Genomic DNA, 20,612 nt, shown 5'->3' with positions numbered 1-20,612 from the left:
ACGAACCTTCCATAACGCTCACTTCTGGTGATCAGCAGATCCATCTCTTGGACTTATGACAGCGCGGCCGACAGGCTGGAACCATGAGTTCCACCCTTGACCAGCACGATTCCGCATATGACGCCGAGCGAGCCGGCTTCCAGACGCTCGCCTCCCATCGCCCAGAGCTCATCGTCCCGGCCGCGAGCGCCGATGACGTCCGGCAGGCGGTGTCCCAGGCCGCCGCGCGCGGGCTGCCCGTCGCGGTGCAGGCGACCGGGCACGGCCTGCCCGTCGCCGCCGAGGGCGGCCTGCTCATCACCACCGGCGTGATGAACGCCGTCACGATCGACCCGGCCGCCGGCACCGCGCGCATCGAGGCGGGCGTGCGCTGGGAGCAGGTCATCGAAGCGGCGGCCGGGCACGGGCTGGCCCCGCTGTCCGGCTCGTCGCCGGTCGTGGGGGCGGTCTCGTACACGCTGGGCGGGGGCATCGGCCTCATGGCCAGGCGCTACGGGTACGCCGCCGACCAGGTGCGCGCCGTCGAGGTCGTCACGGCCGACGCCGAGCTCCGCCGCGTCACCCCTGACGGCGACCCCGACCTGTTCTGGGCGCTGGTGGGCGGCCGGGGCAACTTCGGCGTGGCCACCGCGCTGGAGATCGGCCTCGTGCCCGTCCAGCGGCTCTACGGCGGCGCGCTCTACTTCGGCACCGACCTCGCCGGGCCCGCGCTGCGCGCCTGGCGGGACTGGACGCGGTCGCTGCCCGAGGAGATGACCTCCTCGATCGCCGTCATCCCGTTCCCCGACTCGCCGCACGCCCCCGCGCCCTTCCGCGGCCAGACCGTGGCCCATGTACGCGTCGCGTACACCGGAGAGGCGGCCGAGGGCGAGGAGCTGCTGGCTCCTCTGCGCGCGGTCGGCCCCCGGCTGACGGACACCGTGGGCGAGCTGCCCTACACCGGCTCGGCCGCCATCCACAACGACCCCACGAAGCCCTCCGGCTACTACTCCACCCACTCACTGCTGCGCGAGCTGCCGGAGGAGGCGCTGGGGGCGCTGCTCGGCGCGCGGGCCGTGGTCGAGGTACGCCACCTCGGCGGCGCGCTGACCAAGCCACAGTCAGCGGCCAACTCGGTGGGGAACAGGGACGCGCTCTACTACGCCGGCATGCTGACCCCAGGCCTGGCCCCGGGCTCCGACCTGACGGCCGTGCGCGCGGCCCACGAGGTCGTCACGCGGGCGCTGTCGCCGTGGGCGACGGGCGGGCAGGTGCTGAACTTCCTGTACGGCGACCAGGCCACGCCGCAGAACGTGCGCAGGGCGTACGAACCGGCCGACTACGAGCGCCTGACCAGGCTCAAGACCACGTGGGACGCGCAGAACCTGTTCCGGCTGAACCACAACATCCCCCCAGCCTGAGACCAGGCCGAGGGGATGCGGTGATCCGACGCGCTGATCAGATGCCGACGGGGTGCCAGACCGTCTTGGTCTCCAGGAAGGCCGTCATGCGACCGATCCCCGGATCGGCCGCCCAGTCCGGCGCCGCCGCCGGCCGCAGCACCCGCTTGAGGTTCTCGGCGGCGGCCTGCTCACAGCTGAGCGCCAGGTCGGCGTCCGCGACCCCGGTCAGGTCGATCGCGTTGACGTCCATGTGGGCGGCCAGCCACGGCGCCAGTTCGCTCTGCCGCCCGGTCAGCACGTTGACGACCCCGCCCGGCAGGTCGGAGGTGGCGAGGACCTCCGACAGCGTGATCGCGCCCAGCGGCGACGGCTCCGAGGCGACCACGACGCAGGTGTTGCCGGTCACGATCGCCGGGGCCACCACCGACACCAGGCCGAGCAGCGGATCGGCGGGCGCGACCACGGCCACCACGCCGGTCGGCTCGGGCGTGGACAGGTTGAAGTAGGGCCCGGCCACGGGGTTGGCCGCGCCGTGCACCGAAGCGATCTTGTCGGACCAGCCGGCGTACCAGACCAGCCGGTCGACGGTCGCGTCCACCTGCTCCAGGGCCGCCCGCTTGCCGCCGCCGAGCTCGTCGGCGAACTGCGCGCGCCGGCCCTCCAGCATCTCGGCGATTCGGTAGAGGATCTGCCCCCGGTTGTAGGCGGTCGCGCCCGACCAGCCGGGGAACGCCTTGCGCGCCGCCACCACCGCGTCGCGGGCGTCCTTGCGCGAGGCCCGCGAGGCGTTGGCGAGGAAGTCTCCCTTGGCCGAGGTCACGGGATAGGACCTCCCACTCTCCGAGCGCGGGAACGCCCCGCCGATGTAGAGCTTGTAGGTCTTTCTGACGGACAACCTACTCATCGCCGCGCCCCTTCCACGTGGACTCCTGCTCCACCTGCACCGGTACGAAGATCTGGCCGCACCGGCTGACGCCGCAGCGGTGGGCGAACCAGCCCTCGCGCACCGGTCGGCCGGCCCTGGCGAAGGCGTGGCCCCTGGTCACCTGGTCGCGCCGGCGCGGCCGGCGGCTGTCACACCTCAAGGTAGGCCTCCAGACCATGGCGTCCGCCTTCGCGCCCGAACCCGGACTCCTTGAACCCGCCGAAGGGCGAGGCCGGGTCGAACTTGTTGAAGGTGTTGGCCCAGACCACGCCGGCCCTGAGCCGGTCGGCCATCCACAGGATGCGGGAGCCCTTCTCTGTCCAGACCCCCGCCGACAGCCCGTACGGCGTGTTGTTGGCCTTCTCCACCGCCTCGGCCGGGGTGCGGAAGGTCAGCACCGACAGCACAGGCCCGAAGATCTCCTCCCTGGCGACGCTGTGGGACTGCGCCACCCCGGTGAACAGCGTCGGCGGGAACCAGAACCCCTTGCCGGGCAGCTCGCACGCGGGCGACCAGCGCTCGGCCCCCTCGGACTCGCCGAGGTCGCTGAGCCGCCGGATCTTGGCCAGCTGCTCGGCGGAGTTGATGGCGCCGATGTCGGTGTTCTTGTCCAGCGGGTCGCCCAGGCGCAGCGTGCCCAGCCGGCGCTTGAGCGCGGCCAGCAGCTCCTCCTGGATCGACTCCTGCACCAGCAGCCGCGACCCCGCGCAGCACACGTGGCCCTGGTTGAAGAAGATCCCGTTGACGATCCCCTCCACCGCCTGGTCCACGGCCGCGTCGTCGAACACGATGTTGGCGGCCTTGCCGCCCAGCTCCAGGGTGAGCTTCTTGCCGGTGCCGGCCACCGTCCTCGCGATGATCCGGCCGACCTCGGTGGAGCCGGTGAAGGCCACCTTGTTCACGTCGGGGTGGGCCACCACGGCGGCGCCGGTCTCGCCCGCGCCGGTGACGATGTTGACCACGCCGGGCGGCAGGTCGGCCTGGCGGCAGATGTCGGCGAACAGCAGCGCGGTCAGCGGCGTCGTCTCGGCCGGCTTGAGCACCACCGTGTTGCCGCAGGCCAGCGCCGGGGCGATCTTCCAGGCCAGCATGAGCAGCGGGAAGTTCCACGGGATGACCTGGCCGGCCACGCCGAGCGGCTTGGCACTGCCGAACCCGGCGTACTCCAGCTTGTCGGCCCAGCCGGCGTAGTAGAAGAAGTGGGCGGCCACGAGCGGCACGTCCACGTCGCGCGACTCGCGGATCGGCTTGCCGTTGTCGAGCGACTCCAGCACGGCCAGCTCCCTGGCCCGCTCCTGGATGATCCGCGCGATGCGGAACAGGTATTTGGCGCGTTCGGCGCCGGGCAGCGCGCTCCAGACGCCGAACGCCTTGCGTGCCGCCTGCACGGCGCGGTCGACGTCGTCGGAGGAGGCCGTGGCGACCTCCGCCAGCGTCTCCTCGGTGGCGGGATTGACGGTCTTGAACGGAGTGCCGGAGCCGTCGACGAACTCACCGTTGATGAACAGCCCGTAGGAGGACTTCAGGTCAACGACGTCGCGCGACTCGGGGGCCGGTGCATATTCGAACATCGTCAGTCCAGGGTGAAGTAGTCGGGGCCCGCGTAGCGGCCGGTGGCCAGCTTCTGGCGCTGCATCAGCAGGTCGTTGAGCAGCGAGGAGGCGCCGAGCCGGAACCACTCGGGGGTGAGCCAGTCGTCGCCCGCCGTCTCGTTGACCAGCACCAGGTTCTTGATCGCGTCCTTCGTGCTGCGGATCCCGCCGGCCGGCTTCACGCCGATCTGGCGTCCCGTCGCGTCGCGGAAGTCGCGTACGGCCTCCAGCATGATCAGCGTCACCGGCGGCGTCGCCGCCGGGGCGACCTTGCCGGTGGAGGTCTTGATGAAGTCGGCGCCGGCCAGCATGGCCAGCCAGGAGGCGCGCCGCACGTTGTCGTAGGTGGCCAGCTCTCCGGTCTCCAGGATCACCTTCAGGTGGGCCGAGCCGCAGGCCGCCTTCACCGCGACGATCTGTTCGTAGACCTTCATGTAGTGGCCGGCCAGGAAGGCGCCCCGGTCGATCACCATGTCGATCTCGTCGGCGCCCGCGGCCACCGCGAGCGTGGTGTCGCTCACCTTGACCTCCAGCGAGGTGCGCCCGCTGGGGAAGGCGGTGGCGACGGAGGCGACCTTGACGCCCGTGCCCTTCAGCGCCTCGACGGCCACCGCCACCAGGTCGGGATAGACGCAGACGGCGGCCACCGAGGGGGCGTCGCCGCCGGGCCGCACGGCCTTGGCGCACATCGCGCGCACCTTGCCGTCCGTGTCGGCTCCTTCGAGGGTCGTCAGGTCCACCATGGAGATGGCCAGGTCGATGGCCTGGGCCTTGGCCGTGGTCTTGATCGAACGGGTGCCGAGCATCGCCGCCCGCTGGTCCGCGCCGACCCGGTCAACCCCGGGCAGGCCGTGCAGGAAGGCTCGCAACGCCGAGTCGGACGAGGCGACGTCCGCGAGCGAGGTAGTCACAGTTGACACCTAGACAGCATCGCCGACCAGGGCCTCTACCTCCAAACCGGATCACCTTAGGGCAGCGCGGGCGCAGGTCCTAGGCATGCCGTCCCCTCTTCTAGGCATGCCGTACGCCTCCGCGCACGCCTACATAGGGATTCCGGGCCTGAGCCCGCGCAGGAGATAGGACATCCACCCGATGTGGCGGGCCGGGCCTTAGCCCGATTCTTGAAGATGTCAGGAAAAAGCACCACAGCAAAGGATGAGGATGATGAACCCCGAGATCGAGTTCGAGCTCATGAAGAACCACGCGAGCGAGCTGCGCCGGGCGGCCGCCCACCACCGCCGCGTCCGCGAGGCGGAGCAGGGCAACAAGAGCGAGCGCCGTTCGCTCTTCGGCAAGCGCCGTTCCTCATGACCACTCCACGAGCACCCGGCCGCCGGCATCCGCGCGGCCGGGTCGCACGGGGCCCGTAGAACCCCGCGAACCACCACAAAAAACGTCGAAAGCAGCGGATGTGGAATGGCATGCTGGATGACATGCGGGGACGTTCGGTAAGTCCCGTCTTCGTCGGACGGGAAGAGGAGCTGGCGGCTCTGGCCGAAAGCTTCGACGAGGCCATCAAAGGCAAGGTCACGGCGGTCCTGCTGGGGGGCGAGGCCGGGGTCGGCAAGACCAGGCTCGTCCAGCGATTCGCGGCGAGCCGCACCGCCGGCGGCGCCCACGTCCTGTTCGGCGGCTGCGTCGAGCTGTCCACCGAGGGCCTGGCCTACGCGCCCTTCACCGCCGCGCTGCGCCAGCTCGTCAGGGAGCAGGGTCCGGCAGCGGTGGCCGGGCTGCTGCCGGAAGGGGCCGAGCGCGACCTCGCCCGGCTGCTGCCCGAGTTCGGCGAGCCCAGCCGCGACGGCGAGACGGAGACCGGCCGCGCCCGGCTCTTCGAGCAGTTCCTCAGCCTGCTCGAACGCCTCGCCGAGCACCGCCCCACCATCCTGGTCATCGAGGACATCCACTGGGCCGACAGGTCCAGCCGCGACCTCATCGCCTTCCTCAGCCGCAACCTGCACACGCCGCAGGTCCTGATCGTCATGACCTACCGCTCCGACGACCTGCACCGCCAGCATCCGCTCAGGCCGGTGCTGGCCGAGCTGGGCCGGGTGCACGGCGTGCACCGCCTCGACCTGCCCCGCCTGTCGCGGGACGAGGTCGCCCAGCAGATGACCGCGATCCTCGGCCGCACCCCCGCCTACGGCAAGGTCGACACGGTCTACGAGCGCAGCGAGGGCATCCCGCTGTTCGTCGAGGCCATGCTGGAGAGCGGCGACGAGTGCACGTTCCCCGACTCGATGCAGGACCTCATCCTCGGCTGCGTCGAGCGGCTGCCCGAGGAGACCCAGCGCGTGCTGCGCGTCGCCGCCGCCGGCGGCAACCGGGTCGGCCACGCGCTGCTGGCCGCCGTCAGCGGCTTGTCCGACGTCGACCTGGAGACCGCGCTCCGCCCCGCCATCATGGGCAACGTGCTGCAGATCGCCGACAGCAGAGCGTACGTCTTCCGCCACTCCCTCATCCGCGAGGCCGTGCACGACGAGCTGCTGCCGGGCGAGCACCAGCGCCTGCACAGCAGGTTCGCCGAGGAGATCTCCAAGGACCGCACGCTCGTCCCGTCCGACCGGGCCGCCGTCGAGCTGGCCCACCACTGGTACGGCGCCCGCAACGACCGCTGGGCGCTGATCTCCGCCTGGGAGGCGGCCCGCAAGTCGTCCAAGGCGTTCGCCTACACCGAGGCGGTCCCGCTGCTCGAACGCGTGCTCACGCTCTGGGACCGGGTGCCCGACGCGGCCGAGCTGATCGGCTGCGACCACACCGGCGTGCTGGAGCGGGCCTCCGAGGCCGCCAACTCCGGCGGCGACGCCGACAAGGCCAGCAAGTTCGTCAAGGCCGCGCTGTCCCAGCTGGACGAGACCCGCGAGCCCGGCCGCGTGGCCCAGCTCATCGTGCGCAGGGCCGGGCTGAAGAACTCCAAGGGGCAGGCGGGCGTCATCGACGACCTGCGGCACGCGCTGCGGCTCGTCCCCGAGAACAGCCTCGACCGGGCCGAGGTCGTCACGCCGCTCAGCCGCCACCTGATGCTGAGGGGCGAGATCGAGGAGGCCAACGAGCTCATCATCGAGGGCCTGCGCTGGGTCAGGGAGCACGGCGACCGCTGCCTCGAAGGCGACCTGCTGATGAACCGGGCCCTCGGCCACTCGCTCAACGGCGAGATCGAGTCCACCATCGCCGTCAACGAGCAGGCGCTGGCCATCGGCCGGGAGGAGGGCGCGGGCCGCCTGATCACCCGGGCGATGGGCAACAACATCGACGCGCTGCTCGACATGGGGCGCCAGGACGACGCCCTGCGCATGGCCGAGCACGGCTGGACGGTCGCCAAGAAGTACGGGCGCCTGCGCGGCAGCGGCCTGTTCATCGCCAACAACTGGGCCGAGGTGCTGGAGACCCTCGGCCGCTGGGACGAGGCCATCGAGATCGTCGACACCGCGCTCAGCCACGGCCCCGTGCTGCGCACCCGCTACAGCCTGCTGCGGGTACGCGCCGACATCGCCCTGGCCAGAGGCGAGCTGCAGCTCGTCGAGGGCATCCTGGCCGAGGTCGGCGTGTCCAAGAACCGTCCCGAGGAGTTCGTCCAGGACATCATCAGCAACGCCCGGCTGCTCATCGGCTGGCACCTGACGAGGGGCGAGCCGGGCGCCGCGCTCGGCGTGGCCGAGCAGGTGCTCTCCCAACCGAAGCAGTCGAGCAAGGCCATGCTGGGCTGGCGGCTGCTCGCGCTGCTGCGCACGGTCTGCGACGCCGCCCAGGACACCGAGCGCGAACGGGCCGCCGCGGTGCGGGCGCAGGCCGCCGAGGTGGCCGCCATGCTGTCGGTGATCGGGCCGGTCGTGGAGGCGTACCGGCTGTCCTACTCCGGCGACTTCGACGCCGCGGCGGCGGCCTGGGAGCGGCTGCAGCGCCCGCACAACCAGTCCAAGGCCCTGCTGCGCGCCGCCTCCGTGGCCGCCACGGCCGGCGACAGGGAGGGCGCGGCGGTACGGCTGAAGGCGGCGCTGCCGCTGGCCAAGGCGCTGCGGGCGACTCCGCTGGTGGAGGAGATCGAGATGCTGGCCCGCCGGGTCGGCGGCCTCCAGGAGGCGCAGGAGCCGTCTGAGCTGCTGACGCCGCGCGAGCTGGAGGTGCTGCGCCTGGTGACCCAGGGCCGCACCAACCGTGACATCGCCGCCGAGCTGTTCATCTCGGCTAAGACGGTGAGCGTGCACGTGTCCAACATCCTGGGCAAGCTCGGCGTCACCACGCGCGGCGAGGCCGCCGCGGCGGCCCACCGGCTGTCCCTGCTGTCCTGAGCGTCGCTGCCGGCTAGATGAGGGCTTCGACCAGCAGCACGACGCCGAAGACGGCGAACGCGGCGGCGGCGCCGTAACGGATGACCTTCTCGGGCAGGTGCTTGCCGAGCAGCCGCCCCACCACGATGGCCAGCGCGTCCGCGGCCACCATGCCGACCGTGGAGCCGATCCAGGTGCCCACCCAGTCGTGCCGGGTGGCCAGCGTGATGGTGGCCAGCATGGTCTTGTCGCCCAGCTCGCTCAGGAAGAACGCCACCGTCACCGCGATCAGGGCGTTCCTGGTGGTGCGCTGGGCCTTCTTCGACTCCTCCTCGGTCAGCTCGTCGCCCCGCCACGTCCACACGGCGAACGCGAGGAAGGCCAGCCCGGCCACCACGCTGATCGCCGTCGTCGGCAGCGCGCCGCCGATCAGGCCGCCCACGGCCACGCTGAGCAGGTGCACGACGGTCGTCGCGATCGTGATGCCGGCCAGCACGGGCCAGGCCTTGAAACGGGTCGCGAAGGTCATCGCCATCAACTGGCTCTTGTCGCCCAGTTCCGCCACGAAGATGACGGCGAGACTGATCCAGAACGCTTCCAACGGTCCTCTTCCGCGCGACCGGGCCGGAAGCAGACGCCCGGGGAGTTTTTCGGGCACGACTTCGGCCCGGCAGCGTCTTGGTCACCATGACTGCCAGGCCGAAGGTCTCGTCCGCCCGTCTGAGGCCCGCGTGACCGGGCGCGGTGAAGCGCCAGTGTGTCGACCACGCGATTGGGACTACTCCCCTTCGGTAATTCCGCACCACCCTAACAGGCGTCGCGCGGGAGCTATTCCCCCAGGGTGCAGCCCACCAGCACCGGCTCGTTGACCAGCGTCACCCCGAACTTCTCGCGGACGCCGTCGCGCACCTCCCTGGCCAGGGCCAGCAGGTCGGCGGTGGTGGCGCGGCCGGTCGGGTTGGTGAGGGCGAGCGTGTGCTTGGTCGAGATCCGCGCCGGGCCGCGCTCGTAACCCTTCGGGTAGCCGGCCTGCTCGATCAGCCACGCGGCGGGCACCTTGATCAGGCCGCCCGGCACGTCCCAGCGCGGATGCCCGGGAGCCCGCACCGCGAGCTCCTCCGCCTCCTCCGCCGTGAGGATCGGGTTGGTGAAGAACGAGCCGGCGCTCCTCGTGTCGGGGTCGTCGGGGTCGAGCACCATGCCCTTGCCCCGCCGCAGCGCCAGCACGGTCTCACGGGCCCGCGCGAGCGGCACCCGGCCTCCCGCCACGGTGTCCAGCCGCGCGGCCAGCTCCTCGTAAGCCACAGGGCCGGACAGCTCGGACTGGTCGAGCGCGTACGTCACCGCCAGCACGACGTACCGGCTCAGGTCCCGCTTGAAGACACTGTCGCGGTAGGCGAAGCCGCACTGCCGCGCCTCCAGGTCGATCACCTGCCGGGTGAGCCGGTCGTAGGCGCGGACGCACCGGACGGTCTGGGACACCTCCTGGCCGTACGCGCCGACGTTCTGGATGGGCGTCGAGCCCACCTGCCCCGGCACGCCGGACATGCACTCGATGCCCGACCAGCCCTCGGCCACCGCGCGGGCCACGAGCCGGTCCCAGTCCTCGCCCGCCTCGACCGTCACCACGGCCTGCTCGCCGTCGCGGGAGACGGTCACACCCTCGGTCGCGACCTTGATGACCAGCCCGTCGAACCCCTCGTCGGCCACCACGACGTTGCTGCCTCCGCCCAGCACCAGCGTGGGCACCGCGTTCCTGTCGGCGTCGGCGATCAGGGACACGAGCTGCTCGGCCGAGGTGGCCTCGGCGAACTCGCGGGCGGGGCCGCCCAGGCTCAGCGTGGTGTACGGCGCGAGGTTCTCCATGACCAGACAGCTTATGAGGCGCGCAGCCTGCGCAGCACCCCGTCATAGTTGCGCCGGGACTCCCGCTCCGCGTAGTCGCCGGCCACGTCGTGCCGGCCCAGCAGCGTCACCGGCAGCCGCCGGTGGGGGACGACCAGGTGGCCGGGCAGGGCCAGCGAGAGCTCCAGATCGGCGTACCGGCCGTAGTGGGCGTCCTCGGGCAGCGCGCCGAACGCCTGGGCCCTGCGGACGGCGATGAGCTCGCCGCTCAGCGCCCGTACGGTGCCGGGATCCGCCTCCCGCCACACCGTCCTGGGGCCGACGTCGCCAGTGCTCTCCCTGGCCGGGTCGGGCTCCTCCGCCGCCACCGGCTTCAGCCCTCTCCACCCGGCGGCCACCGCGCCCTCGACGATTGCGGCGATCAGCGGGGTCAGCGCGTCGCCGCGGAGCACGACGTTCGTCTCCATCAGCACGTGCACCTCGGACTCGTCCAGCCGCAGCAGCTTGGCCCTGCTCTCGCCCCAGGTCGCGGTGCCGCCCCGCCAGTGGGGTGTCTCGCTCACGTGCCAGGCGGTGATCCGCTCGGGGTGGCGCTCGGCCAGCTCCTCCAGCACGTCGCCGGCGCCGTCCACGTCGCCGAGGTCGAGAGCGAGCACGTGCGCGCCGGTGTGCTCGATCACCGACTCCACGCACCGCCTGACGTCCTCGGGCCAGCCGTCGACCAGCAGCGCGACGCCGGCGGTGACGCCCTTGGTCTCCACCCGCTGCCGTTCGAGGTTCACGCCCTGGTCGTCCAGGCGGTTGGTGGCCAGCGAGGCGTCCCAGGCGCGCTGGGCGTGCAACATCCCGTCATCGGGGTCGCCGTGCTGGCCGGGGTCGCCGGAGAAGCCCAGGTCGGCGGCGGGGTTGGGGCTCGCGCCCGTTCGCGTGGCCGCGGCTCCCGCGCTCCTCCTGGTCCGCTTGGTGCCCGCCGTGCCGACGCCCGTCGCCGCCACCGGCGCGGGGGCCGGGGCGGCCTCCGCGCCTGGTTCGCCGGCGCCGCCCGCGGTGTCGCGGCCGGTGCCGGCCGTGCCGGCCACCTGCTCGATCCGGGCGGGTTTGAGGTGACCCGGCGGCTTGGTGTCGGTCACCGCGGAGACGGGGATCGATCGAACGGTGGGCCAGACCTTTCGCACAACATCACTCATACGGAGACGCGCTACCCGAGACCCGTCCGCCCTATCACCGCCGAGGCGGGACGTGAGGCGAGCGGGCCTGCGGGCGGGCGGGGTGTCGGGCGAGCCGGGGCCGGGCGAGCCCGGACGTCAGGTGAGCCCGGACGTCAGGTGAGCTGGACCACCGCGCGGGCCTTGGACAGCACCCGTGCGTCGCCCGACCGGGCGGTCAGCCCGATGACCACCTTCTTGTCCTCCAGCTTCTCCTCCACGACCCCGCTGACCGTGACCGTGGCCCCCTGGTCGTCGTCGGGCACGACCACCATCGAGGAGAACCGCACCCCGAAGTCCACCACCGCGCCCGGATCGCCGGCCCAGTCGGTGACGAACCGCCCGGCCTGCGCCATCGTGAACATGCCGTGCGCGATCACGTCGGGCAGGCCCACCATCTTGGCGAAGCGCTCGTTCCAGTGGATCTGGTTGAAGTCGCCGGACGCGCCGGCGTACATCACCAGATTGAGCCGGCGCACGTTGTAGTCCACGGCCGGGATCTCCTGCCCCGCCTCGACCTCGTCGTACCTCACCGCGGCACTCATCTCAGCCCGCCCCTCCGCGCTCGACGATCGTGTTGTACGTCACGCAGACCGGCTCACCCTCGACCGTCCGCACGTCGCTCTTCACGGTGAGCAGTTCGTTGCGCCCGGCGGTGCGGATGTCGGTGATCGTGGAGGTCATGACGAGCCGGTCGCCGGCGTGGACCGGCCGGGTGTACTCGAAACGCTGCTCGCCGTGGACGACCATGGCCAGGTTGAGCCCGAGATCGGGGTCCACCAGCGCCCCGCCGCCGCTCTGCAGGCTGAACACGATGGGGAAGGTGGGTGGCGCGATCACGTCGGGGTATCCGGCGGCCTGGGCGGCCTCCTGGTCGCGGTAGAGCGGGTTGTGGTCCCCGATCGCGGCGGCGAACTCCCTGATCTTCACGCGGCTGACCTCGTACGGGGCACTGGGCGGATAGGTTCTGCCCACGAAGTCACGATTCAGGGCCATCGCTGCTCCCTCGCATGTCCGTCCCGGCGGCTGATGAGGCCGACGCTAACAGAACAAGGTTCGGCTGTCCCTGGTGATGGCCTGCTTTTTGCCCTGGACGCGAGCGGAGGGACACGCAGACACGACGAAACCGGCGCCCTGCTAGGGGACGCCGGTTGCGCGTTGTGAAAAGAGTGGGGCCAGCAGCCCTGCCCTGGACCCTAGCGGGTCTCGCGGTGCGCGCGGTGGCAGCGGCAGTTGGGGCAGTACTTCTTCAGCTCAAGCCGATCCGGGTCGTTGCGCCGGTTCTTCCGCGTGATGTAGTTGCGGTGCTTGCACTCCTGGCAGGCCAGCGTGATCTTAGGCCTAACGTCGGTGGCAGCCACTTGGGAGTGCCTTTCTACGTTCGGGACATGGACACGCCCGTACCCAGGCCGGTGGACCTGGGTTGGGGCAGTAGCGGAGGCCGGACTTGAACCGGCGACACAACGATTATGAGCCGTTTGCTCTGCCTGACTGAGCTACTCCGCCTTTGGGCCGGAATCGACCCGGCCCGTAGAGGATACCCGACACGGCGAGCACCTTAGTAACTCACCCGGTCGGGCGGGGTGCTTCCCAGTATGCCTCAGGAAGGCCCCGCAACCGAAATCATTAACGACAGCCCCGCCTGCCGCCCCCCATACGAGCAGGGTCAGCGTAGCAGCTCTCCGCCGGACTACCGGCAGCCGACCTGGGTGACACTACGGTGGCCGCGTGCGCCGCCGCTCGAGACTGTCATCGTGACCGTTCCGTTATCCAGTCGCGGGTCCGCGGAGAGGGCCTTAAGCGCCCCTGCCTCGTATGCGGCTCGGGTCCTCTCGCGAACCCCCGGCGCGGCCCTCGCGCGTCCTTGGCGCGGCCCGGCGGAAGGTGCCGGAAACCGGAAACGCCCGGCTCCGATTTTCATCGGACCGGGCGTTCTGCCTGTTCAGTGTGCGAGCCCCCAAACGGAATCGAACCGTTGACCTTCTCCTTACCATGGAGACGCTCTGCCGACTGAGCTATAGGGGCCTGTCCGGCGCTGCGGACAGGCATAACCATACACGGCGCTCAGCCATGATGCGAACTCGTTCCGGCGGTCGCCCGCGGCGTCGCGCCGCGCCGTGGCGCGAGCTCGATCACCTCGCACAGGTCGGCCAGATCGACGTGTCTGGCCACCTCCGCCACAGAGGTGCAGTCGGCGACCACCCACCCGTTCCTGCGCACCCGGAGCACCTGCCGCCCGGCCCGCAGGGCGCCCACGACTTCAATGCCGTCCAGGCCGACCCATCGCCTCTCCATAGCCGCACACATTAGCCTCGGGGTCTCTCATTTTTGCCCCGTCACTCCCGTTACCGGCCATACCGAACCGGTAGGCGTCACCGTCGGTATCGGTAGAAGCCGGCGAAGTCCTTCTTCTTCTTGATCGTGTCGATCCTGACCAGGGCCCCGGTCTCCGGCGCGTTCATCATCTTCCCGCCGCCCAGGTAGACGCCCACGTGGTGGGTCCTGACCGACCGCTTCGTGACCTTGCCGAAGAAGACCAGGTCACCGGGCCTGGCGCGGGAGACGCGGCGCATCTTGCGCAGGTGGTCGTCGGTGTTGCCCGGCCCGAGCACGTCCTCGCCGTACGTCAGGGCGTAGACCCACCGGGTGAAGCCCGAGCAGTCGAGCCCCCGCGTCCTGGCGGCCGGGCAGGGCCTGATGCTGCCCCGGTAGCCCCGGCACGTCCCCTTGGAGGGGCCGGGGTCCACGCCGTGGCCGCCGCCCCAGGAGTACACGATGCCGTGCCGCTCGATCTCGTACGCGATCCGGACGACCAGCGGCGGCACGGACAGCCCGAGCGGCACCGAGGCCGTGGCGGTCAGCAGGAGCAGCGCCGCCGCCACAGCTAACCGCCGTTTCATCCCACACCCCCCGAAGCATCAGCCTTCGTATTTATCCTGCCTTATCGGGCTTTGAGGGCGAGTTTCACCGAACCCACCGTCACGTTCAGGCCGACGGTGCCCTTGGACCTGGTGGGCCTGGTCGTGATCGCGAACGTCTTCTTCTGCCCGCGCGGCAGCTCCCCGATCCGGCAGGTCACGGCGGTGCCACTGAACGTGCACCCCGGCGCCTTCACCACGCGCTGCCCGCCGAACGTCCGCCCGGTCACCTTGACGTCCTTGACCGGATGCGGGCCCGTGTTGGAGATCGTCACCGTGTACGACTTCCTGCTCACGGCCCGGCCCCCGACCTTGACCTCGGCCGGCGGGTTGGCCAGCGACTTCAGCTGCGACTCGGAGCCGTTGAAGACGTTCTGGCCGCCGGCCAGCGTGCCCTTCTCCGCCGACTGCCAGAACGTGTGCTTCTTCCAGCCCTTCGGCAGCTCGCCCACCTCGGAGCCCCAGCGGGCCAGCCACAGGGGGTTCGACTTGAACGTGGTGGTGTTGCCCGTGCAGGTCTGCCACCAGCTCGTCGTGGTGTAGATGATCGCGTGCCGGCCGGTCGCCGCCCGGTACTTCTTGGTAAAGTCCTTGATCCAGGTGACCATGTCCGCGGCGGACAGGTCGTAACAGTTGTTCTTGCCGTTGGTGTTCGTGTACGGGTTGTCCTCCAAATCGAGAACACCGGGAAGCGTTTGGCCGTCGCTGATCCAGTTACCGCCGTTCCGTAGAAAATGGTCCGCTTGGGCCGTCCCATCGGATTCATGCGGTTGCGCGAAGTGATAGGCGCCGCGAACGAGACCGGCCGACGCCGAGCCACCGAACTGGGCGTCGAAACTGGGATTGGTGTAGTCCGTCCCCTCGGTGGCGTGCACGAAGGCGAACTTCGCGCCGCCGGAGGACACCGCGGCCCAGTCGATCTCGCCGGTCCAGTTACTGACGTCGACCCCGGGCACCTCGGCCGCGTGGGCGACGCCGGTCATACCAAGCGTTGCAATTACCGTGTATAACCACAGACGTTTCACGCCGCAGATCATTGCGGAGCCCTGCACAATTCCGCAAGTCCAGTAATTTCCACTTCTTTCGCGGTATCAAGCCAATACACGGGTCCGAGAGCCGGCGGTCGCGCGCCCGCCGCCCATTCCCGCCATCGTTCGTCCCCGACGAAGGGGTCCCGGTGCACGGGGTACCGCACCCGCCGCTCGTACCGGCCCCGCGCGACCTCGGCCGGCACGTCGCACCAGACCTCGCGCCTTGCTCAGGACCGGCCAGCCGAGCTCGCGCCCGAGCGCGCGGGCCAGTGTGGACTTGCCCGACCCCGGCAGGCCGTTCACCAGGACGACGCGTTCGCACATGATCAGCATGGTGACAGAGCCGTGTGCAGAATTCGTGCGGATGTGGTGCGGAAACCGCAGTTCAGGGGGCGGAAATTCGTTCTCGGCCAAGATCGTCTTTGACGGCGTTCTCGCAGGTCAGAGCCGTATGTGTAAGTCATGTTCACGTTTGCCAAAGCCCCTCGAAACTGCCCAAACTTAGTCCGATCCTTCGAAAACGCCCCCGACCAGGGGTTTCTTCGCCATGCCTGGAGGAGGCCGATCATGATCCATGCCCGGGGCCTGACCCGAGTGTTCACGATGAAGAAGGAGGCCGTGGAGGCCGTTCGCGGCATCGACCTCGACGTGGAGGCCGGTCAGCTCGTCGCCTTCCTGGGGCCGAACGGCGCGGGCAAATCCACCACCCTTCGCATGCTCACCACCCTCCTGCCGCCCACCTCCGGCACCGCCACGGTGGCCGGTCACGACGTGGCCCGCGACCCCGCCGCCGTACGGTCCCGCATCGGCTACGTCGGCCAGCGCAACAGCGCGGGCGAGGAGTTCCACGTCCGCGACGAGCTGGTCACCCAGGGCCGCTGCTACGGGCTGCGGCGGAAGGAGGCGGCCGCCCGCGCCGACGAGCTGCTCGACCTGCTCGACCTGGCGCCGCTGGCCGGGCGGGTGCCCGGCACGCTGTCCGGCGGGCAGCGCCGCCGCCTGGACATCGCCCTCGGCCTCATCCACCGGCCCGACCTGCTCTTCCTCGACGAACCGTCCACCGGCCTCGACCCGAAGAGCCGCGCGGAGATCTGGGAGCACATCCTGCGCCTGCGCGCGACGTACGGGACGACCTTGTTCCTGACCACCCACTACCTGGAGGAGGCCGACAACATGGCGGAACGGGTGGTGATCATCGACGGCGGCCGGATCATCGCGGACGGCACCGCCGAGCAGCTCAAGAACGACCTGGCCGGCGACCACATCGTCATCACCACGGCAACTGAGCGGGAGGCCGCGCGGGCCGCCGAGATCGGCGGCGGCAGCGCGGACGGCGTCACCGTGCGCCTCCGGGTCGCCGGAGCGACCGCCACCCTGCCCGACTACCTGCGCGGCCTCGACGCCGCCGGCATCAAGGTCAAGACCGCCGAGACCATCCGCCCCACCCTCGACGACGTGTTCCTCACCCTGACCGGGAGAAGCCTCACCGATGACGACATTCCTGCGTGACACCGCCACCGTCTTCACCCGCGAGTTCCGGCCGAGCCTGCGCAACCCCGCCGGGCTACTGTTCGAGATGGGGCAGCCGCTGCTGTTCCTGTTCCTGTTCGGGTCGCTGCTGGACGGGGCCGTGGGCTCGTCCTGGCAGTGGTTCGTGCCGGGGATCCTGGTCATGATGTGCCTGACCGGGCCCATGAGCGCCGGATACACGCTGCTGGTCGAGCTGATCGGCGGCGCGATGGAGCGGCTGCTGGTCACGCCGCTCAACCGCACCGCGATGCTGGTCGGCAAGAGCGCCAAGGCCATGCTGACCCTGCTCGTGCAGGCGGTGCTGATCATCGCCCTGGCCATTCCGCTCGGCTTCGAGCTGCACGCGGCCGGGGTCGTGGCCGGGCTGGCGCAACTGGTGCTCTTCGGGGTGGGGCTGGGCGCGTTCTCGTTCGTGCTGGCCATCAAGTCGGCGCCCGGCGGCACCCTGTTCTACATCGTCAGCCAGTCGATCGTCTTTCCGCTGCTGCTGCTCTCCGGCGTGCTGCTGCCGCTGGAGTCCGCACCGGGCTGGCTGCGGGCCGCCGGGCAGCTCAACCCGATCACCTACATCGTGGACGCGCAGCGGGCCCTGTTCGCCGGCGACCTGACCTCCCCCTCGGTCCTGTACGGCACCGCCGCCGCCTGCGCCGTCGCCGCGGCCGGCCTCTACCTGGGCAACCGCGCCCTGCGCCAGGGCGTCTGACGGGGAGCGCGTCCGACGCGCTGCGCCTGGGCGTCTGACGGGGAGCGCGTCCGACGCGCTGTGCCTGGGCGTCTGACGCGAGCGCGTCCCGGCATTCGGCGCCCTCGCTTTGACAGCGGTTTCCCGTGCGGATGACAGTGAGGCATGACCTTCGTGCTGGCGACCGAGACGGTGCCCTGGATCCCGGTGGCGCACCGCCTCGACGTGATCCTCTCCGAGTCCCTTCCTCCGGCCGAACGGACGACGTCGGCGTTCGCGTTCGTGTCGGACGAGGGCGGGCGGACGCTCATGACGTGCGTCGGCCGGGAGGGACGCGGCTGGGACATCCCGGGCGGCCACCTGGAGCCGGGCGAGAGCGCGGTGGACGCGGCCTCCCGGGAGCTGTACGAGGAGACCGGCCTCCACCTGCCGCCCTCGGCCCTGTCGATCTTCGCCTGGCAGCGCATCGAACTCCTGGAGCCGCCGCCCGCCTCCTACCGGTATCCGGCGCTGGCGTACATGGCGATGTTCCGGGCCGCGCTCCCTGAACCGGGCGCTCCGACGCGGCCGCCCGCCGGATCGGAGAGCACCCATGCGGACTGGCTGACCCGGCCCGAGATCGAACGCGTCTGCGCCGGCCGCACCTGGCTGGCCCTGCTGGCGGGTTAGCCTTTCGCACGGGCGATCAGGCGTCGCGGGCACGGCCTATCTGGCGTGCCGGCGCGGGCGATCAGGCTTCGCGGGCACGGCCCGTCGGGCGTTGCCGGCGCGGGCGATCAGGTGTTGCGGGCGCGTTCGAGGTCCGCGTCGGGGCGGTACAGGTGCTCGGGGATCTGGGCGAGCGTGGAGGGGTGCACCTGGGGGCCCAGGCCGTACAACTTCTGGAAGCTCATGATCAGCGGTCGCCACGCGTCGGGGTCGATGTGGTCGTCGCTGCCCGCCAGGCGGATCTCCTCGTGCACCCAGACCCGCCGCACCCGCACCTCGAACGCCAGCACCCCGCCCTCGTCGCCCACCGGATGGCAGCGTTCGACCACGGCCTCCATGGCGACCGGGCACTCGGCCACGCGCGGCGCCTTCACCGTCTCCGACGGCACCTCGGTCAGCCCGGCCCGCCGGAACTTGTCCCCCACGTACCGGTATCCGCGCCGCGCCTTGCCCTCGGGGACGGGATCCGACCCGGTCGTCAGCGCCAGCCGGTCGACGGCGGGGGCGAGGGCGTCGGACGGGAGGTTCAGCACGCACTCGCCGGTCCTGAGCAGGTTCCGCGCCGTCTGCGACCGCGCGCCCCAGCCCAGCACCGCCCGCCAGCCGAGCCAGAACGCGGACGACATGGGGGCCAGGTTGGGTGTGCCGTCCTCGTTCATGGAGGAGACCAGGACGACGGGGGTGCCGAAGTAGAGGATGTTCGGCTCAAGGGGGACATGCGACGCGGCCACAGTGCTCATGCACCCACTGTCCCGCCAGGCCACCGCCTTACGCTGGCGACCTTCGGACCTCTGTTCCAACCCGCGCGGCGACGCTGGTCCTCGGGTCGCGGTCCCCGGGTGCCGGGCTTCCGGTGCCAGGACTCGAGGCGCGCGGCACCCGGCCTCGGGGCGCGGTGACCGGCCTTGGGTCGCGGTGACCGGCCTTGGGTCGCGGGTGCTCGCGTCGGGCCTTGGCGCTACTCGGATCGGCGGCGGCGGATGGGCATGCGGCGGGGAATTCTGGGGCTGCGGCCTGAGCGGGACGTGGGCTTGTCCCACGTGCGTTGCTTTCCGGTTGGCGGCTTTTCCCCGGCCTCGCTTTCTTCGTCCCCTTCGCCCTCGCTGCCCTCTTGGTCCTCGCTACCTTGTTGCTCTTCGCTACCTCGTTGCTCTTCGCCGGCTTCTTGGTCGCCGCCTTCCGGCTCTTCGCCCTCGCCGGCCTCCGGTTCTTCGTCCTCGGTGCTCTGCTCGTCTTCGGCGGTCGTCTGGCGGGCTTCCTCGCCTTCGCCCTCTTCCGGCTCTTCGCCTTCCTCCTCTTCCCCCTCTTCGCCCTCTTCTTCGCCTTCTTCGGCTTCCGCGCGTTCGCCGGTCGCCTCGGCGCCCTCGTCCTCGCCCTCTTCTGCGCCCTCTTCCTCCTCCTGGGCGGCGCGTTCCTCCTCCATGGCCGTCTCGTGGTCCTTGACGACCTCGCTGTCGCGGATCTCGCCGCGCCAGCCCTCAAGGTCATCGGGATTCAGCAGGAGGTGCGCCATCACGTGCCGTCTGAAGTGCTTGAGCTCCAGCCGGACCCGCCGTCCCTGGGCGCGCCACAGGTTGCCGGTACGTTCGAACAGCCCCTGTGGGTGGTACTCCAGCACCACCAGGATCCGGGTGAGATCGTCGCTCAGCTCGTGGAAGGTCACCGCCCCGTCGACGTAGCCCTTCTGGCCCTCGGATCGCCAGATGATCCGCTGGTCGGGAAGCTGCTCGATGATGTGGGCCTTCCAGTTGCGGTGCGACCAGAAGACCTGCGCCTTCCACATCAGGTCCTCGTCGGACTCCTGCTTGACGGTCTCCACCTTCTTCATGAAGGTCGGGAAGTCCTGGAACTGGGTCCACTGGTCGTACACGAGGCGGCGGGGCGCTCCGACGTCGATCGTCTCGACGATGTTGGTGACCTTCTCGAAGCCGCCCTTCGCGCCCTTGCCGCCGGTGATCTTCTGCATGATGCCTTTGAGGCCGCCCTTGAGGCCGCCCTTGAGGCCGCCCTTGACGACTTCACCCATGACCCCGCCGCCACCACCTGACTTGTCCGACCCGGTCAGCGTGCCGATCAGGCCCTTTCCGCCTTCGCCGCCGCTCTCCGCGTACTCCGACAGCCGGCCGGTGAGGCCCTCGATCTTGTCGCCCGCCTTGGCGAGCAGCCGGGCACCGGCGGCGTGCAGCAGGTTCTGCGCCTCCTGGGTGAGCCGTTCGGTGGGCAGTGCGGCGAGAAGTCCCTTTCCGGCAGCCTTGGCCGTTCCCGCCACGCCCTGGCCGACGTCCTTCGCGGCTCCCGCCGCCTTCTGCGCCGTGCCCTGCGCCGCTCCCGCTGCCTTCTGCGCCGCGCCGGCCGCCTTCTGGGCCGTGCCCTGCGCCGCTCCGGCCGCCTGGCCGCCGGTGTCCTTCGCTGCTCCGGCCGCCTGCTCGCCGGTGTCCTTGGCCGCGCCGGTCACGCCTCTGGTCGCGCCGGTGGCCTTCTTGGCCGCGCCGCCCAGACCTCGGCCGGCCGCGCCGACCGGGTTGCCGA

The 20,612-nt window shown here is 70.7% G+C and carries 21 protein-coding genes and 2 tRNA genes; 6 read left to right on the top strand and 17 right to left on the bottom strand.

What is annotated here, in order from left to right; all coding sequences use genetic code 11:
* Window positions 1-83 precede the first annotated feature (83 nt).
* Window positions 84-1,400 carry an FAD-binding oxidoreductase gene (locus B0I32_RS25165; protein WP_106243816.1) on the top strand — a complete coding sequence of 439 codons (1,317 nt, stop codon included), beginning with the start codon at window positions 84-86 and terminating at the stop codon, window positions 1,398-1,400.
* 37 nt (window positions 1,401-1,437) lie between these two features.
* On the opposite strand, the gene B0I32_RS25160 is transcribed toward B0I32_RS25165, so the two are convergent.
* The 4 genes from B0I32_RS25160 to deoC are packed head-to-tail and all read right to left on the bottom strand — an operon-like array spanning window position 1,438 to window position 4,810.
* On the bottom strand, window positions 1,438-2,286 hold the full coding sequence (locus tag B0I32_RS25160; RefSeq protein ID WP_106243813.1) for an aldehyde dehydrogenase family protein: 849 nt from the start codon (window positions 2,284-2,286) through the stop codon (window positions 1,438-1,440).
* The gene (locus B0I32_RS56625; protein ID WP_146178312.1) at window positions 2,279-2,467 is read right to left on the bottom strand and encodes a hypothetical protein; all 189 of its coding nucleotides are present in this window, start codon (window positions 2,465-2,467) and stop codon (window positions 2,279-2,281) included. The genes B0I32_RS25160 and B0I32_RS56625 overlap by 8 nt, the downstream gene beginning before the upstream one ends.
* The gene (locus B0I32_RS25155; RefSeq protein ID WP_106243811.1) at window positions 2,457-3,878 is read right to left on the bottom strand and encodes an aldehyde dehydrogenase family protein; all 1,422 of its coding nucleotides are present in this window, start codon (window positions 3,876-3,878) and stop codon (window positions 2,457-2,459) included. The genes B0I32_RS56625 and B0I32_RS25155 overlap by 11 nt, the downstream gene beginning before the upstream one ends.
* A gap of 2 nt (window positions 3,879-3,880) precedes the next feature.
* Entirely contained in the window at window positions 3,881-4,810 is a 930-nt protein-coding gene (gene deoC / locus B0I32_RS25150; RefSeq protein WP_106243808.1) for a deoxyribose-phosphate aldolase, read from the bottom strand.
* Window positions 4,811-5,060: 250 nt separating this feature from the next.
* Here deoC and B0I32_RS57860 point away from each other — a divergent pair, with 250 nt between their 5' ends.
* Window positions 5,061-5,210, top strand: a complete 150-nt coding sequence (locus B0I32_RS57860) for a hypothetical protein (protein ID WP_181307807.1) — start codon at window positions 5,061-5,063, stop codon at window positions 5,208-5,210.
* Window positions 5,211-5,332: 122 nt separating this feature from the next.
* Window positions 5,333-8,185, top strand: coding sequence for an ATP-binding protein (locus B0I32_RS61020; RefSeq protein WP_281262617.1), 2,853 nt, complete (start codon window positions 5,333-5,335; stop codon window positions 8,183-8,185).
* 13 nt (window positions 8,186-8,198) lie between these two features.
* On the opposite strand, the gene B0I32_RS25140 is transcribed toward B0I32_RS61020, so the two are convergent.
* The 11 genes from B0I32_RS25140 to B0I32_RS25090 all read right to left on the bottom strand — a co-directional run bounded on the left by B0I32_RS25140 (window position 8,199) and on the right by B0I32_RS25090 (window position 15,115).
* Window positions 8,199-8,765: a TMEM165/GDT1 family protein gene (locus B0I32_RS25140; RefSeq protein WP_106243804.1), complete on the bottom strand. Its 567-nt coding sequence runs from the start codon at window positions 8,763-8,765 to the stop codon at window positions 8,199-8,201.
* Window positions 8,766-8,992: 227 nt separating this feature from the next.
* On the bottom strand, window positions 8,993-10,030 hold the full coding sequence (locus tag B0I32_RS25135; protein WP_106243802.1) for a UDP-N-acetylmuramate dehydrogenase: 1,038 nt from the start codon (window positions 10,028-10,030) through the stop codon (window positions 8,993-8,995).
* An 11-nt stretch (window positions 10,031-10,041) separates the two neighbouring features.
* A complete protein-coding gene (locus tag B0I32_RS57855) occupies window positions 10,042-11,139 on the bottom strand; it encodes a hypothetical protein (protein ID WP_181307759.1) in 1,098 nt (365 codons plus the stop codon).
* 191 nt (window positions 11,140-11,330) lie between these two features.
* Window positions 11,331-11,759 (bottom strand): MaoC family dehydratase, encoded by a 429-nt coding sequence (locus tag B0I32_RS25125; RefSeq protein WP_106243798.1) that lies wholly within the window; start codon window positions 11,757-11,759, stop codon window positions 11,331-11,333.
* Window position 11,760: 1 nt separating this feature from the next.
* Complete coding sequence (locus tag B0I32_RS25120; RefSeq protein ID WP_106243796.1) at window positions 11,761-12,210, bottom strand: MaoC family dehydratase N-terminal domain-containing protein; 450 nt, start codon at window positions 12,208-12,210, stop codon at window positions 11,761-11,763.
* Window positions 12,211-12,410: 200 nt separating this feature from the next.
* Window positions 12,411-12,575 carry a 50S ribosomal protein L33 gene (rpmG, locus tag B0I32_RS25115; protein WP_019632658.1) on the bottom strand — a complete coding sequence of 55 codons (165 nt, stop codon included), beginning with the start codon at window positions 12,573-12,575 and terminating at the stop codon, window positions 12,411-12,413.
* A 71-nt stretch (window positions 12,576-12,646) separates the two neighbouring features.
* Window positions 12,647-12,720, bottom strand: a tRNA-Met gene (locus tag B0I32_RS25110).
* Between the two features lie 446 nt (window positions 12,721-13,166).
* A tRNA-Thr gene (locus B0I32_RS25105) sits at window positions 13,167-13,239 on the bottom strand.
* 39 nt (window positions 13,240-13,278) lie between these two features.
* The gene (locus tag B0I32_RS25100; RefSeq protein ID WP_106243794.1) at window positions 13,279-13,509 is read right to left on the bottom strand and encodes a transposase; all 231 of its coding nucleotides are present in this window, start codon (window positions 13,507-13,509) and stop codon (window positions 13,279-13,281) included.
* Window positions 13,510-13,586: 77 nt separating this feature from the next.
* Complete coding sequence (locus tag B0I32_RS25095) at window positions 13,587-14,114, bottom strand: C40 family peptidase (protein ID WP_106243791.1); 528 nt, start codon at window positions 14,112-14,114, stop codon at window positions 13,587-13,589.
* A gap of 41 nt (window positions 14,115-14,155) precedes the next feature.
* Complete coding sequence (locus B0I32_RS25090) at window positions 14,156-15,115, bottom strand: lysozyme (protein ID WP_181307757.1); 960 nt, start codon at window positions 15,113-15,115, stop codon at window positions 14,156-14,158.
* 615 nt (window positions 15,116-15,730) lie between these two features.
* Between B0I32_RS25090 and B0I32_RS25080 the strand changes: the two genes are divergently transcribed.
* The 3 genes from B0I32_RS25080 (at window position 15,731) to B0I32_RS25070 (ending at window position 18,044) form a co-directional block, all read left to right on the top strand.
* The gene (locus B0I32_RS25080) at window positions 15,731-16,672 is read left to right on the top strand and encodes an ATP-binding cassette domain-containing protein (protein ID WP_106243783.1); all 942 of its coding nucleotides are present in this window, start codon (window positions 15,731-15,733) and stop codon (window positions 16,670-16,672) included.
* Complete coding sequence (locus B0I32_RS25075; protein ID WP_106243781.1) at window positions 16,653-17,396, top strand: ABC transporter permease; 744 nt, start codon at window positions 16,653-16,655, stop codon at window positions 17,394-17,396. Before B0I32_RS25080 ends, B0I32_RS25075 begins: the two co-directional genes overlap by 20 nt.
* A gap of 144 nt (window positions 17,397-17,540) precedes the next feature.
* Window positions 17,541-18,044 carry an NUDIX hydrolase gene (locus B0I32_RS25070; protein WP_106243779.1) on the top strand — a complete coding sequence of 168 codons (504 nt, stop codon included), beginning with the start codon at window positions 17,541-17,543 and terminating at the stop codon, window positions 18,042-18,044.
* Window positions 18,045-18,151: 107 nt separating this feature from the next.
* Here the strand turns inward: B0I32_RS25070 and B0I32_RS25065 are convergent, their stop codons facing one another.
* Together B0I32_RS25065 and B0I32_RS25060 are read right to left on the bottom strand one after the other, a co-directional pair.
* Complete coding sequence (locus B0I32_RS25065) at window positions 18,152-18,823, bottom strand: flavin reductase family protein (protein WP_106243776.1); 672 nt, start codon at window positions 18,821-18,823, stop codon at window positions 18,152-18,154.
* 218 nt (window positions 18,824-19,041) lie between these two features.
* A complete protein-coding gene (locus tag B0I32_RS25060; RefSeq protein WP_106244349.1) occupies window positions 19,042-20,538 on the bottom strand; it encodes an SRPBCC family protein in 1,497 nt (498 codons plus the stop codon).
* Between the last annotated feature and the right edge of the window lie 74 nt (window positions 20,539-20,612).

It is taken from the genome of Nonomuraea fuscirosea (genome assembly GCF_003001935.1).
GTDB lineage: Bacteria > Actinomycetota > Actinomycetes > Streptosporangiales > Streptosporangiaceae > Nonomuraea > Nonomuraea fuscirosea.
This window is presented reverse-complemented; position numbering and strand designations above follow the sequence as displayed.

Coding starts and splice junctions, on each gene's coding strand:
- B0I32_RS25165 (WP_106243816.1), top strand. CDS start 84: ATGAGTTCCACCCTTGACCAGCACGATTCCGCATATGACGCCGAGCGA.
- B0I32_RS25160 (WP_106243813.1), bottom strand. CDS start 2,286: ATGAGTAGGTTGTCCGTCAGAAAGACCTACAAGCTCTACATCGGCGGG.
- B0I32_RS25155 (WP_106243811.1), bottom strand. CDS start 3,878: ATGTTCGAATATGCACCGGCCCCCGAGTCGCGCGACGTCGTTGACCTG.
- B0I32_RS57860 (WP_181307807.1), top strand. CDS start 5,061: ATGATGAACCCCGAGATCGAGTTCGAGCTCATGAAGAACCACGCGAGC.
- B0I32_RS61020 (WP_281262617.1), top strand. CDS start 5,333: ATGCGGGGACGTTCGGTAAGTCCCGTCTTCGTCGGACGGGAAGAGGAG.
- B0I32_RS25135 (WP_106243802.1), bottom strand. CDS start 10,030: ATGGAGAACCTCGCGCCGTACACCACGCTGAGCCTGGGCGGCCCCGCC.
- B0I32_RS25125 (WP_106243798.1), bottom strand. CDS start 11,759: ATGAGTGCCGCGGTGAGGTACGACGAGGTCGAGGCGGGGCAGGAGATC.
- B0I32_RS25120 (WP_106243796.1), bottom strand. CDS start 12,210: ATGGCCCTGAATCGTGACTTCGTGGGCAGAACCTATCCGCCCAGTGCC.
- B0I32_RS25100 (WP_106243794.1), bottom strand. CDS start 13,509: ATGGAGAGGCGATGGGTCGGCCTGGACGGCATTGAAGTCGTGGGCGCC.
- B0I32_RS25095 (WP_106243791.1), bottom strand. CDS start 14,114: ATGAAACGGCGGTTAGCTGTGGCGGCGGCGCTGCTCCTGCTGACCGCC.
- B0I32_RS25090 (WP_181307757.1), bottom strand. CDS start 15,115: ATGACCGGCGTCGCCCACGCGGCCGAGGTGCCCGGGGTCGACGTCAGT.
- B0I32_RS25080 (WP_106243783.1), top strand. CDS start 15,731: ATGATCCATGCCCGGGGCCTGACCCGAGTGTTCACGATGAAGAAGGAG.
- B0I32_RS25075 (WP_106243781.1), top strand. CDS start 16,653: ATGACGACATTCCTGCGTGACACCGCCACCGTCTTCACCCGCGAGTTC.
- B0I32_RS25070 (WP_106243779.1), top strand. CDS start 17,541: ATGACCTTCGTGCTGGCGACCGAGACGGTGCCCTGGATCCCGGTGGCG.
- B0I32_RS25065 (WP_106243776.1), bottom strand. CDS start 18,823: ATGAGCACTGTGGCCGCGTCGCATGTCCCCCTTGAGCCGAACATCCTC.